The sequence below is a fragment of the Chryseobacterium antibioticum genome (assembly GCF_012927325.1).
GTDB classification, from domain to species: Bacteria; Bacteroidota; Bacteroidia; order Flavobacteriales; family Weeksellaceae; genus Chryseobacterium; species Chryseobacterium antibioticum.
The window spans coordinates 179,823-193,155 of record NZ_JABBGI010000006.1 but is presented as its reverse complement, the minus strand read 5'-3'; the positions used below and the strand labels follow the sequence as shown (position 1 = coordinate 193,155).

At 35.8% G+C, this 13,333-nt stretch carries 16 protein-coding genes and 1 pseudogene; 11 read left to right on the top strand and 6 right to left on the bottom strand.

Annotation, left to right across the window (positions count from 1 at the left end; all coding sequences use genetic code 11):
* Positions 1 to 116: pseudogene (locus HHL23_RS22985) on the bottom strand (IS982 family transposase); the annotation flags it as partial.
* 295 nt (positions 117 to 411) lie between these two features.
* Here HHL23_RS22985 and HHL23_RS06655 point away from each other — a divergent pair.
* Positions 412 to 1,014, top strand: a complete 603-nt coding sequence (locus HHL23_RS06655; RefSeq protein WP_169234026.1) for a helix-turn-helix domain-containing protein — start codon at positions 412 to 414, stop codon at positions 1,012 to 1,014.
* A gap of 234 nt (positions 1,015 to 1,248) precedes the next feature.
* Here the strand turns inward: HHL23_RS06655 and rpsJ are convergent, their stop codons facing one another.
* The 4 genes from rpsJ to rpsL are packed head-to-tail and all read right to left on the bottom strand — an operon-like array spanning position 1,249 to position 4,609.
* A complete protein-coding gene (rpsJ, locus tag HHL23_RS06650) occupies positions 1,249 to 1,554 on the bottom strand; it encodes a 30S ribosomal protein S10 (RefSeq protein WP_002661363.1) in 306 nt (101 codons plus the stop codon).
* 17 nt (positions 1,555 to 1,571) lie between these two features.
* On the bottom strand, positions 1,572 to 3,689 hold the full coding sequence (gene fusA, locus HHL23_RS06645; RefSeq protein WP_169234025.1) for an elongation factor G: 2,118 nt from the start codon (positions 3,687 to 3,689) through the stop codon (positions 1,572 to 1,574).
* A gap of 6 nt (positions 3,690 to 3,695) precedes the next feature.
* Positions 3,696 to 4,172: a 30S ribosomal protein S7 gene (gene rpsG, locus HHL23_RS06640; RefSeq protein WP_169234024.1), complete on the bottom strand. Its 477-nt coding sequence runs from the start codon at positions 4,170 to 4,172 to the stop codon at positions 3,696 to 3,698.
* Positions 4,173 to 4,195: 23 nt separating this feature from the next.
* Complete coding sequence (rpsL, locus tag HHL23_RS06635) at positions 4,196 to 4,609, bottom strand: 30S ribosomal protein S12 (RefSeq protein ID WP_027383325.1); 414 nt, start codon at positions 4,607 to 4,609, stop codon at positions 4,196 to 4,198.
* Between the two features lie 484 nt (positions 4,610 to 5,093).
* Between rpsL and HHL23_RS06630 the strand changes: the two genes are divergently transcribed.
* The 10 genes from HHL23_RS06630 to HHL23_RS06585 all read left to right on the top strand — a co-directional run bounded on the left by HHL23_RS06630 (position 5,094) and on the right by HHL23_RS06585 (position 12,684).
* Positions 5,094 to 5,570: a Dps family protein gene (locus HHL23_RS06630; RefSeq protein WP_169234023.1), complete on the top strand. Its 477-nt coding sequence runs from the start codon at positions 5,094 to 5,096 to the stop codon at positions 5,568 to 5,570.
* 93 nt (positions 5,571 to 5,663) lie between these two features.
* Positions 5,664 to 6,842, top strand: a complete 1,179-nt coding sequence (pncB, locus tag HHL23_RS06625; protein ID WP_169234022.1) for a nicotinate phosphoribosyltransferase — start codon at positions 5,664 to 5,666, stop codon at positions 6,840 to 6,842.
* Positions 6,843 to 6,896: 54 nt separating this feature from the next.
* Positions 6,897 to 7,367 (top strand): YciI family protein, encoded by a 471-nt coding sequence (locus HHL23_RS06620; RefSeq protein ID WP_169234021.1) that lies wholly within the window; start codon positions 6,897 to 6,899, stop codon positions 7,365 to 7,367.
* Between the two features lie 2 nt (positions 7,368 to 7,369).
* The gene (locus HHL23_RS06615) at positions 7,370 to 7,834 is read left to right on the top strand and encodes a hypothetical protein (protein ID WP_169234020.1); all 465 of its coding nucleotides are present in this window, start codon (positions 7,370 to 7,372) and stop codon (positions 7,832 to 7,834) included.
* Positions 7,835 to 7,870: 36 nt separating this feature from the next.
* Positions 7,871 to 8,437 carry a cysteine hydrolase family protein gene (locus tag HHL23_RS06610; RefSeq protein ID WP_169234019.1) on the top strand — a complete coding sequence of 189 codons (567 nt, stop codon included), beginning with the start codon at positions 7,871 to 7,873 and terminating at the stop codon, positions 8,435 to 8,437.
* A gap of 109 nt (positions 8,438 to 8,546) precedes the next feature.
* A complete protein-coding gene (locus HHL23_RS06605; RefSeq protein ID WP_317174672.1) occupies positions 8,547 to 8,828 on the top strand; it encodes a TIGR04149 family rSAM-modified RiPP in 282 nt (93 codons plus the stop codon).
* A gap of 131 nt (positions 8,829 to 8,959) precedes the next feature.
* Positions 8,960 to 9,715 carry a DUF5995 family protein gene (locus HHL23_RS06600; protein ID WP_169234017.1) on the top strand — a complete coding sequence of 252 codons (756 nt, stop codon included), beginning with the start codon at positions 8,960 to 8,962 and terminating at the stop codon, positions 9,713 to 9,715.
* A gap of 184 nt (positions 9,716 to 9,899) precedes the next feature.
* Entirely contained in the window at positions 9,900 to 11,396 is a 1,497-nt protein-coding gene (gene rmuC / locus HHL23_RS06595; protein WP_169234016.1) for a DNA recombination protein RmuC, read from the top strand.
* A 94-nt stretch (positions 11,397 to 11,490) separates the two neighbouring features.
* Positions 11,491 to 11,805, top strand: a complete 315-nt coding sequence (locus HHL23_RS06590) for a hypothetical protein (protein ID WP_169234015.1) — start codon at positions 11,491 to 11,493, stop codon at positions 11,803 to 11,805.
* A gap of 111 nt (positions 11,806 to 11,916) precedes the next feature.
* Positions 11,917 to 12,684, top strand: coding sequence for a TrmH family RNA methyltransferase (locus HHL23_RS06585; RefSeq protein ID WP_169234014.1), 768 nt, complete (start codon positions 11,917 to 11,919; stop codon positions 12,682 to 12,684).
* A gap of 207 nt (positions 12,685 to 12,891) precedes the next feature.
* On the opposite strand, the gene HHL23_RS06580 is transcribed toward HHL23_RS06585, so the two are convergent.
* Positions 12,892 to 13,233, bottom strand: a complete 342-nt coding sequence (locus HHL23_RS06580; protein ID WP_169234013.1) for a hypothetical protein — start codon at positions 13,231 to 13,233, stop codon at positions 12,892 to 12,894.
* Positions 13,234 to 13,333 lie beyond the last annotated feature (100 nt).

Below are 13,333 nucleotides of genomic sequence, written 5' to 3'. Positions count from 1 at the left end.
CTTTTCTTGCTATCACCCAGTGCTTCAAACTTCATTTTTTTAATTTGAGCGTCAAACTCTTTACAAAAATCATCAATTTGTACAAAAATATTTGTAATTTGGTCTTTCAAATTCATAGTAATAATTCATTTAAATATTTGAATGTCAGAAACTTAAATATACGAATTATTACTTTTTCTTACAAATTTTTATCAGTTGCTTATCCCGAACTCAGGTTAATTTATGATGCGTTTGCCCTGATATATAAAGCCCCTTATAAACTTATATCTCATTTTTATATTTATCTTTATATACTTTTTTGTTTATAATCTGTGGGAGGTCAGTCTAGTTACCTTTATATGGTATTTACTCATCCCTTTTGGGATTTTCAATATTTTCCAATACAAAATTATTGTCAGATGGGTAATTGCCATGTTTGCTGTTATTATTTTAACCGTAGCAATTCCCAATATCTATAAAATAGAATTTGTTTTTTCCAAGAAATACATATTGTTTACTAATACCTATACAATTATTACTATTTTATATATGATTTTTTTTATATTATATTATAATAATAAAATTACAAAGCGTAAGGAAGAATTAGATTTAAGAAAAAGAAAAATCATAAAATATCCACCATCTTCAATTAATACAGAAGAGGTCGTAGACAGTGAAGAAAGATATGAAGAATTATTTGCAGAAATTATAGAGTATTTTGAAAAAAAAAAGCCCTATCAAAATGTCGATTTTAACATACAAGATCTTGCTGCACAATTACATAGTAACAGCACATATATATCTCGGGCAGTAAACATGAATACTAAAAAGAACTATAAAACTTTTGTAAATAAATATAGAATCAAACAAATAAAAACCCAACTAAGTGATGTCAATTATGATAAATATAATTTAATGTACATCTATACTTCCGCAGGTTTTAAACACCAATCAACGTTTAATAAAGTATTTAAGCAAGTTGAAAGCATGACCCCTTCTGAGTATATACAACTTCATGAGCTTAAAATCAGATAATATAGATTATACCCATTTTCTCTTATTTAATAATTTTAGGACGTTTCAATATCTTATATATAATGTAAACAAATTATTATATTAAGTCATTACTCAGCAAATTATTAGTAAAAGGTTTCTGTCCTCCAAATAGAGGGTTACAAGTATATAATAGTTTTAATTTAAGTTATTCCTTTTTACAAAAAAATCCCTTTTCTTTCGAAAAGGGATTATATAATCATGACAAATTAATTATCACACTTTAATTTCAACGTCTACACCGCTTGGTAACTCTAATTTCATTAGAGCATCAACAGTTTTAGAAGAAGAAGAGTAGATATCCATCAATCTCTTGTGAGCAGAAAGTTGGAACTGTTCTCTAGCTTTCTTATTTACGTGCGGAGATCTCAACACAGTGAAGATTCTCTTATTTGTAGGCAATGGAATTGGTCCGTTTACAACAGCACCAGTAGCCTTTACCGTTTTTACGATTTTCTCAGCAGACTTGTCCACCAAGTTATAATCGTAAGATTTTAGTTTTATTCTGATTCTTTGTGACATTTTTCTAATTTAAAAAATTAACCTTTTGCTTTAGCAATGATATCTTCAGCAACGTTTTGTGGAGTTGCCTGGTACTTCTCTAATTCCATAGAAGAAGTAGCTCTTCCTGATGAAAGTGTTCTTAGAGTCGTTACATATCCAAACATTTCAGAAAGTGGAACTGAACCTTTGATAACAACAGCACCGTTCTTTTCTTCCTGTCCACTGATCGTACCTCTTCTTTTGTTAAGGTCACCAATGATGTTACCCATATATTCTTCCGGAGTTACAACTTCCAGTTTCATAATAGGCTCCATAATTACTGGCTTAGCAGCACGTCCCGCTTCTTTAAATCCTAATTTAGCTGCCATTTCGAAAGAAAGTGCATCAGAATCCACTGCGTGGAAAGATCCGTCTTTAAGAATAACTTTAATACCTTCAACTTCGAAACCAGCCAAAGGACCGTTCTTCATTGCAGCTTTAAAGCCTTTTTCAATAGCAGGAACAAATTCTCTAGGAACGTTACCACCTTTGATCTCATTGATGAATTCTAAACCAATTTTACCTTCGTCAGCTGGTCCTAGTTCAAATACAATATCAGCAAATTTACCTTTACCACCAGATTGTTTTTTGTAAACTTCTCTGTGTTGAGCAACTCTTGTAAGATTTTCTTTGTATTCTACCTGAGGTTGGCCTTGGTTAACTTCTACTTTGAATTCTCTTCTCATACGATCTACAAGAATGTCAAGGTGAAGTTCACCCATTCCTGAGATAATCGTTTGACCAGAAGCTTCGTCAGTTTTAACCTGGAAAGTAGGATCTTCTTCAGCTAATTTAGCTAAAGCATTCCCCATTTTATCCTGGTCTGCCTTAGTTTTAGGTTCAACAGCGATACCAATTACCGGATCAGGGAAAACCATCGATTCAAGAACGATTGGGTGTTTCTCATCACACATTGTATCACCAGTTTTGATAGATTTAAAACCTACAGCTGCACCAATATCTCCTGCTTCAATATATTCTACAGGATTTTGCTTGTTAGCGTGCATCTGATAGATTCTAGAGATTCTTTCTTTATCACCTGAACGGGTGTTCAAGATATAAGAACCTGCATCTAGTCTTCCAGAGTATGCTCTGAAGAATGCTAATCTTCCCACGAATGGGTCAGTAGCAATCTTAAATGCTAAAGCCGCGAAAGGCTCGTTTACGTCTGGTTTTCTTGTAATGTCAAGATCTGTTCTAGGATCAGTACCTTTGATATCGTCTTTATCCAATGGAGAAGGCAAGTATTTACATACTGCATCCAACATAAACTGTACTCCTTTATTCTTAAATGAAGAACCACAAGTCATTGGGATAATAGAAAGATCAATAGTAGCTTTTCTTAGCGCTTCGTTGATTTCTTCTTCAGAGATTGAATCTGGATCTTCGAAGAATTTCTCCATCAAAGTCTCATCGTAGTCAGCTACAGCTTCTACTAATTTTTCTCTGTATTCGTGAACTTCAGCCTTCATGTCTTCAGGAATTGGCACTACTTCGAAAGTAGCTCCTTGTCCTGCTTCATCCCAGATAATCGCTCTGTTTTTAATTAAGTCAACAACACCTTTGAAATCTTCTTCAGCACCGATTGGTAAAACGATTGGAACTGCGTTTGATCCTAACATAGTCTTAACCTGGTTTACCACGTTAAGGAAGTCAGCACCTTGTCTGTCCATTTTGTTTACGAATCCCATTCTTGCCACTTTATAGTTGTCAGCAAGTCTCCAGTTTGTTTCAGACTGAGGCTCTACTCCATCTACTGCAGAGAATAAGAATACCAAACCATCCAATACTCTTAGAGATCTGTTTACTTCTACTGTGAAGTCAACGTGTCCAGGTGTATCAATGATGTTGAAGTGGTAAGGCTTACTTTCAGGTAAAATTTTACCTTGATCTGTTGGAAAATTCCAAGAACAAGTTGTTGCAGCAGAAGTAATGGTAATACCTCTTTCTGCTTCCTGCTCCATCCAGTCCATTGTAGAAGCACCATCGTGAACTTCTCCAATTTTATGGTTAACACCAGTATAGAATAAGATTCTTTCTGTAGTGGTAGTTTTTCCCGCATCAATGTGGGCAGCAATACCAATATTTCTTGTAAATTTAAGATCTCTACTCATTTCTAATTAGAATTTAAAGTGTGAGAAAGCTTTGTTAGCTTCCGCCATTTTGTGAGTATCAGATTTCTTTTTGTAAGCAGCACCTTCTTCTCTAGAAGCAGCTACTACTTCGTTAGCTAATTTCAAAGCCATTGATTTATCATTTCTCTTTTTAGAGTAAAGAATTAACCATTTCATTGCCATAGAAATTTTTCTGTCAGCTCTGATTGGCATAGGAATCTGGAAGTTAGCTCCACCTACTCTTCTAGAACGTACTTCTACGTGAGGCATAACGTTAGTTAATGCATCTTTCCAGATTTCAAGGGCAGTTTTCTCAGTTTCTCCTTTTTTAGCTTCTACAAGCTCTAAAGCATCATAGAATATTTTGAATGCAATAGACTTCTTACCGTCTTGCATTAAATTGTTTACAAATCTTGTTACCAATTGATCATTAAATTTCGGATCTGGTAACAACGGTCTTTTTTTCGCTTTTGTCTTTCTCATTGTTTCTGTACCTTATTTAATGATTATTTTTTCTTTCCTTTAGCTGGTGCAGCTGCTGCCTGACCTGGTTTTGGTCTCTTAGCTCCGTACTTAGATCTTCTCTGCGTTCTTCCACTAACACCTGCAGTGTCTAATGCTCCTCTTACGATATGATAACGTACTCCCGGTAGGTCTTTCACCCTTCCGCCGCGTACCAATACTATCGAGTGCTCTTGAAGATTATGTCCTTCGCCCGGGATGTAGGCGTTGACTTCCTTCCCGTTAGAAAGTCTTACCCTTGCAACTTTTCTAAGTGCAGAGTTAGGTTTCTTAGGAGTGGTAGTATATACTCTCGTACATACACCTCGTCTTTGTGGACAAGAATCAAGGGCAGCCGATTTACTCTTCTTGGTGAGTGCGACTCTTCCTTTTCTTACTAATTGTTGAATAGTAGGCATTTAATTGCTTTTTATTTTAGGGTGCAAAAATAGGAATATTTTTTCAATCTACAAAACTTATATAAAAATTAAAATCAAACACTTACACGAAAAAATCCTTGTCCTTTAGCTGTCAAATCGCAGACCGATGATGTATATTGAGAAAATGCAAAAGAAGGTCGTCATTTTTCCTTACTAACTCTATATTAAATAATTGTAAAATTTATTTCATTATTTTAACATCGACATTTTTACTCCATTCAAAGTTTTTTACATTTTGTTTCAGGGAATTTTGAATGCTTAGCTCTGGAAAATAGATATTATCATACACTCTCACCAAGACCTTCAATTATACCTTAATACATGCATCATTAATAATTACCATAAATAAGATAATCCCATACTTCCAAACTATTTTTAAAAATTTTCTTATAGTTATCTTCTATCGACATTGAAAGCTTTCGGCACAATATTTTCTAAATTTGTTAGTATAAAAAATAAACGTATGAAAAATGCAAGCATTATCGGCCTGAAAGAAGCCGACTGTAAAAACATTTCAGAAAAACTTAATATACTTTTAGCCAACTATTCAGTATTCTATCAGAACACAAGAGGTTCACACTGGAATATTAAAGGAGAACAGTTCTTTACGCTTCACCCGAAGTTCGAAGAATTGTACAACAGCCTGGTCCTAAAGATCGACGAGATCGCAGAAAGAATATTAACATTAGGCGCGACTCCTGCCCACAACTATTCAGACTACCTGAAAGTATCCACTATTAAAGAGAGCAAAGAAGTAACAGATGCCACTAAAAGTGTTGAACTTATTTTGAACTCTTTCAAAGTAGTGATCGATTTGCAGAGAGAGCTTCTTGACATTACAGATGCAGCAGGAGATGAAGGAACCAATTCCCAGATGAGCGACTACATTACAGAACAGGAAAAAGAAGTATGGATGTACAATTCTTATTTAGGGAAGTAACCTGCAAAAATCAACTGATAAATAAAAAAATCGCCTTACATTTAGGCGGTTTTTATTTTAAATAACTATATTTGCGTTAAAATTACACATATCATGTACGACGTTCGATTAAACTCCATCTTAGATAACGATTTCTATAAAATAACCATGCAGAACGCAGTGGTAAAATTATTCCCAAGTTCTATTGTAAAATATGAATTCATCAACAGAGGAAAACATCAGTTTCCAAAAGGCTTTGATGCTGCTTTAAAAGAAGCAGTCAACAAAATGGCAGAACTGAAGCTTACCAAAGATGAAAAGAAATTCATGGCAAGGACCTGTCCTTATATAGATCTACCCTACCTTGATTTTCTCGAAGGATACCATTACGATCCATCTGAAGTGAAAATTCACCAGGAAGGCACCGAACTTTCTGTAACCGTTGAAGGACTTTGGTACAGAACGATCCTTTGGGAAGTACCTCTACTGGCTTTAATCAGTGAACTTCATTACGAAATGAACCATATGGAAAGAGATTCCAATGATATCGTGATGAACAGAACTCTTGAAAAAGCAGATTCGCTGGCAAGACTTGGTGTAAATTTCGCAGAATTCGGGACCAGAAGAAGACATTCCTATAAAGTACAGAATCTGGTCATGGAAGCTTTAACGCAAAATAAACCCTCCACTTTCATCGGAAGTTCCAATGTTCATTTTGCGATGAAGTATGGAGTAAAACCCATCGGTACGCATGCTCACGAATGGTTTATGTTCCACGCAGCAGAATACGGATTCAAAATGGCGAACGAGCTGGCTCTGGAACACTGGGTAGATGTATACAGAGGTGATCTTGGAGTTGCTCTTTCAGACACTTATACTACGGATGTTTTCTTTCAGCAGTTTGATAAGAAGTTCGCCAAACTGTTTGACGGCGTTCGTCACGATAGTGGTGATCCACTGGAATTTGCGGACAAAACAATTGCCCATTATCAAAACAACGGAATCAATCCTTTATTTAAATACATCATCTTCTCCGATGCCCTGAATCTGGAAAAAGTAGAGGAAATCACCAATTACTGCAAAGGAAAAATCGGAGTATCATTTGGAATTGGAACCAACCTTACCAATGATGTAGGTTTAAAACCCATGAATATCGTCATGAAACTGATCGGCGTACAGGCCCCAAACAAAGAATGGATCCCAACGGTAAAACTTTCCGACGAACACGGAAAATATACCGGTGACCCAAAAATGATTGAACTGGCTAAAGAATTCTTGAGAATAAAAGATTAAATTAGACCTTAGATATCAGACATGAGATCATAGACTAATAATTAAATCATTGCTATGAAATTAAAAATTTATTTATCCCTTACCGTTTTGTTAGCCACTTTAACTTTCGCCCAGGAAAAGAAAAAAGAAAAGGCAAAATTCAATCAGGAACTCGCAACTTCTCTTGGTGCTGACCAATATGGTATGAAAGCCTACACAATTGTGATGCTTACCACAGGAAACACAAAAGTTGAAGATAAAACCAAAATGGGTGAACTGATGAAAGGCCATATGACCAATATCGGAAAGCTGGCTGATGAAGGGAAAATTGTGGTAGCTGGACCTTTTTTAGAAAAAAATAAAGAAAATTACCGCGGTATGTTTATTTTCAATACAAAATCTAAGGAAGAAGCTGAACAATGGGTAAAAACCGATCCTGCCGTACAAGCTGGTGTTTTCAGTTATGAAATCTTTCCCTGGTATGGATCTGCTGCCTTGCCTTTATATTTGAAACATCACGAAGAAATATCTAAAGAGAATCCATAGAAATGGGCATACTTTCAAATATAGTCTGGGCGTTTAATGGTAATCATTACGACAGCATTGAAGAGTTTAATAAAGAAATCATCCACTACCAAACCCTTATTTTAAAAGAAAAGGCAAGTTGGGACGCTGATCAAATGGTGATTGATGCACCTGAGATAGACGTTTGCTATGAAGCCTGGATCAAAGGGAAAGAAGATATCGCGGCCAACGAAACATTATTGGGTGATGAAAATGATGTATTTAACGAAGACAATAGCGACCATGGTATGTTTCAGGTTGAGTTTTGTGCAAGGCTGAAAGCCAGCAACGGAGCCTATTTCACGGCTCTGGATCTGCTCTTTCAGATAGAAAACCAAGTGGCTAATAAAGATCTTGGTGATCACATATTCTTTGAAGGCCTCACTGCCAACGATACCGAAGAACAAAAGTATCAAACACCACTCTACTCAATGTACCTAGGAAGCTAATCCAATTTATTAGATATACTATTAAAATCAATGTATATGAAACTTCAACATAAAAAGCCAGCCTTACTTTTAATTGACATTCAAAAAGGATTTCTTGATGAAAAATATTGGGGAGGAAACAGAAATAACAAAACAGCAGAACAGATCAGTGGAAAATTATTAGAAAAATGGAGAGAACTCAATCTGCCTGTATTCCACATCAGACACAGCTCGTTAAATCCCGATTCAAAACTGCATGAGACCCATACTGGCTTCGAATTTAACGATTATGTACTTCCAAAAAATAATGAGCCTGTCATTACAAAAAATGTAAACAGCGCTTTTATAGGAACAGATTTAAAAGAACAGCTCGACCAGCAGGATATCAATACTTTAGTGATTATTGGAATAACGACCAATCATTGTGTTTCTACAACCACCAGAATGGCTGGAAATTACGGATACGAAACCTATGTAATTTCAGACGCCACAGCCACTTTCGACAGAATAGGAATACATGGAGAAAAATATGATTCAGAATTAATACATCTGACCAGTCTTGCCAATTTAAATGATGAATTTGCAACCGTATGGACCTCGGAAAAACTATTCAATGAATTATAAAAAACTGATAGCATGCCAATAGCTATCTGTCCCGAAAAAGCTGAATAAAACTTAAATAAATCACTATGATGTTACATAGTGATTTATTTTTTTACTATCTTAGAGATTCATTTTCAAAACTATACAAATTAAAACCATCAAAAAAATTAATTCCATGAAAAAGACGAACCTATCAAAACTTTCGAGAACAGAACTGAAAGATGTATTCGGCGGGTACTTATATCCGGCACCATGTCCCGGAGGATGTCCTGGTGAAGCCATGATCAGATGTCCTGACGGCTCCACCACGATGACTAATTTTATATGCATGGGGAACAGATGCGAACCGGCCGCCATGTGTAAACCATTGGTTCTTGAACCTTTTCCAGATCCGATTACCATCACTCCATAATCTGATCAACAAAAATAAAGTGAGCTTTCCGGCTCACTTTTTCCTTATTAAAAAGATCACTTCTACTCGTTTTCAAAGCAATACACCACTGATCACAGGTTTTTATTATCTTTAAATAAACAAAAACCACCATGAAAACAATAGAAGAAGTTCTGCAAAAACTGGATGCGATCATCATTTGGTGTAAAGAAAACCAAAGCCCGGCCGGATATTTTGCTTGCACTTACCGCATTATGACCGCTCAGGTACTGAAAGGAATTCAGCAGAAAAAATTTGAGGATAATCCTAGAATGACACAGCTAGACATCGCTTTTGCGCAAAGATATCTGGAAGCCTGGGAAAATTACAGCAAAGGAAAAAAATGCACCCAATCATGGTATACAACTTTTGAAGCAACCAAAAATAAAAACCTTCTAATCCTGCAGCATATCTTCTTAGGAATGAATGCTCATATTAATCTGGATCTGGGAATTTCTGCCGCAACAGTGATGCCGTACCGTAAAATCAATCCGCTAAAAAAGGATTTTGAAAACATCAATACTGTTATCACCTCCATCAACCAGCAAGTTCAGGATTCTCTGAATACAATCTGCTATCCGGTAGGTCTCATTGATAAAATTTCCAACGGAAAAGATAATGCCGTTCTGGATTTTGCTATTTCCAAAGCAAGAGAAACTTCCTGGACCACGGCAGTTATTGCATCCAATACCCCTAACTTTTTAAGAGAATCAGTCATTAATATTGTAGATTATGCTGCTGCAAAAATAGCATCACAAATTTTAAATCCAAAGATATTGACTCCGGCTCTGACTAAAGAACTGAAAAAATGTGAGAGCAGTGATATTGTGAAAAATATTGAAATTTTATGCGGAACAACAGTAGTTTAAACTCGATCTTACTTTATTAACCTGAGTTTGGAGATAGATTTAGAGATTAATGACTATCCTTGTCAAGGTTTAAAACCTTGACAAGGATACTTCCTCTCAATACCTTCCCTCTTCCAACTTCAGGCTTCCAGTCTCTTATTTTAAACATAAATTAATTTTTCTTTTGTAATTTTGAAACATGGAGATGACCTATTTAATTATTGGATGTATTGCCGGCGGAGTTCTTGGAGCCGTTATTTTATATTTTGCTTTAAAATCGTCTACGGTTTCAAGAAGTTCTTATGATGAACTGAATAATCTGCATATCAAAAATCATTCGGATCTGGAAAACCTTACCCTGAAAGTTCAGGAACTGAACCAAAATATCAGCAGGGAAAAAGAGCAGAACCAGCTGCAAACCGATCTTCTGAATGATTTGAAAAATGAATACGCAAAAATCTCTGCTGAACACGCTTCCTTAAACTCTCAGTTTTCGGAACAGAAACAGCTTAATTTAAAACAGACTTCTCAAATTGAAAATCTGATATCCGAGAAGCAACATATTTTTGCCAAAAATTCTGAACTCTCTGCTAAAAATGAAAGTATGCAGCAGTCACTTGACACCCAGAAGGAGGAAATCACCAAAATTCAGGAAGAATCGAAACTGCAGTTTGAAAATCTGGCCAATAAAATTTTAGATGAAAAAACGGAGAAGTTTACTACTTTAAACCAGAGTAATTTAAAAAACATCCTTGAACCTTTCCAGGAAAAGATCACCGATCTGAAAAACAGAGTGAATGAAGCTTATGAAAAGGAAAATAAAGAACGTTTTTCTCTTGCCGAAAAGGTAAAAGAACTGGCGGAACTGAATCAGCAGATCTCAGAAGATGCTAAAAAACTGACTCGGGCATTAAAAGGGGAAAGCAAAACACAAGGGAACTGGGGAGAAATGATCCTTGAAAGTATCCTCGAAAAATCCGGACTCGTAAAAGGAAGAGAATATTTCCTTGAACACGAACTTCGTGACGAAGATAATAAAGCCCTGTTCTCTGAATTTTCAGGTAAGAAAATGCGTCCGGATGCTGTGATAAAATATCCGGACGAAAGAAACGTAATCATTGATTCTAAAGTATCTCTCACCGCATTCACGGAACTGGTGGATGAGACCGATCAGGATGTTTATGCCATGAAACTCAGCCAACATTTAGGTTCTATCAAAAATCACATTCTTCAGCTAAGTCAGAAAGCCTATGATGATTACGGGAAATCTCTGGACTTCGTAATGATGTTCATTCCAAGTGAACCTGCTTATATTGCCGCGATGCAGGCAGACCAGAATCTTTGGAATTTTTCTTACGAAAGAAGAATTTTACTTCTCAATCCAAGCAATCTGATTACTTCCCTGAAACTTATTGCAGATCTTTGGAAACGGGAATATCAGAACAAAAACTCTATGGAGATTGCCGATCGTGGGGCAAAACTGTATGATAAATTTGTAGGTTTTGTAGACAATCTCGAGAAAGTCGGCAAAAATCTTGATCAGGCTAAAAATGTTTACAACGATGCTTATAAGCAGCTTTCTACAGGAAATGACAATCTGGTCATCCAGACTCAGAAACTGAAATCTCTGGGCATCAAAAACAAAAAAGATTTACCACAGAGTCTTATTGACAACAGTGATTTCTTAGAAACAGAAAATTAATATGAAAAAGAACCACATTATCTTAATCCTCAGTATAGCTTTTTTTATAATTTCTTTGGTTTTGCCGGCAGTTTTCACAAAAAAAGGCAGTGAAATGTATGGTTTGTCCCTATTCCTGTTAGGGTGGGCAGATCTCAGCGGAGACGGAACTTCATGGTTAGCTAATCCAATACTCTTTTTTTCATGGATTTTCATGTTGGTCAAACAGCCAAAAATTGCCGCTTTCCTGGGCTTACTTTCTGTAGCTGTAGCTTTTTATTATTTGACAGAAACTGAAATAACTGTAAATGAAGCGGGACACAAATCTTCTATTACATCGTATGGTTTAGGATACTATCTATGGATCACAAGTTGTGTTACGATGTTTATTGGCAGCTTAATTCTCTTAAGGTCTAAGCCATCTGCTTAGAACATTTCGAAAAATTAATTCAGAAAGAAAATTTCTCTTCGTAATCATTAGAACATCCCTTTTCATTAAAACTAAGCAGCCCTAATCACAAATTTTGCATAATTTTGCAGCATGTTGATAGAAAGCTTTCAAAACGAAAAAATAAAAAATGTCACCAAGCTTTTGGCTGACAACAGGTTCCGTAAAAAATCAAAAGTTTTTGTTGTTGAAGGACAGCAGGAAAACGAAAGAGCTTTACAGTATGATTTTGAACCTGTAGAGTTTTTTGTATGTGAAAATATCTTTAAAGGAAAGCTTCCGGAAGGCAGAATCCATCATGTAAGCGAAAAAGTATACGAAAAAATAGCGTACAGAGGGAGTTCTGAAGGAATTATCGGAATCTATCAAACTAAAGAAAACCTTCTATCGTCATTTATTCCTAAAGAAAACTCTACTGTAATTATTGTCGAAGGTGTTGAAAAACCGGGTAATTTAGGTGCCATCTTGAGAAGCTGCGAAGCTTTTGGAATAGATGCCTTGATTGTTGCAGACGGAAAAGCGGACTTTTATAATCCAAATGTGATACGCTCAAGTGTTGGATGTCTCTTTGGAATGGAAGTTTATGAGGCTGAAAATGAAGAAACCTTTGAATTTCTTCAGAGAAATAAGTTCAATATCTACACTACTCTTATGGATGAGACTGCCGAAGATATTTATAAAAAGGATTTCAGACAGCGCTCTGCTGTGTTGTTTGGAACTGAGCATTCAGGACTAAGTGATTTCTGGATTGGAAAAGGAAAAAACACCTTGATTCCAATGGCAGGAAGTATTGATTCTTTAAATTTGAGCAATGCTGTGGCCATTACTTGTTATGAATCTTTAAAACAGAAGAAAGGATAAGATTTGACAGGAAGTTTGAAGTGCGGAGAGGGAAGTTATTAATGTTTAAAAACAACTGAAAGCCCTATCAAAGATCTTTGAGAAATTAAAAGATTAACAGGAATACCCATCTTCAATCCTTATATCTTCCATCTTCTAAAATATAACGCATAAAAAAACCGTCTCACCAGGTGAAACGGTTCTTTTATTGTTAAGCTATTGCTAGAATTATTTCTTAGCAGCGTCTTTAACTTCTTTAGCAGCATCTTTAGCAGCACCTTTAGCAGCATCAGCAGCGCCTTTAGCAGCGTCAGCAGCAGCTTCAGTTGTAGCTTTAGCAGCTTCAGCACCAGCAGCAGTTGTAGCAGCAGCAGCATCTTTAGTAGCGTCAACAGCAACGTTAGCAGCTGAATCAATTACTTTAGCAGCAGAATCAGAAACTACAGCAGCAGAATCAGCTACGTTAGCAGCAGCAGAATCAGTTGCTCCTTCAGTAGAAGTAGCTTCAGTTTTTTTACAAGCAACTAGAGAGATTGCAGCGATAGCAGCTACGAATAATGACTTTTTCATAATAAATTAAATTTAATTTTGTTAATATTGTTTTATATAAATTTTCTTCTGTTCTGTTATTTGAACAAGACAAAGGTAGACCAGATACAAAAGTTGTTTA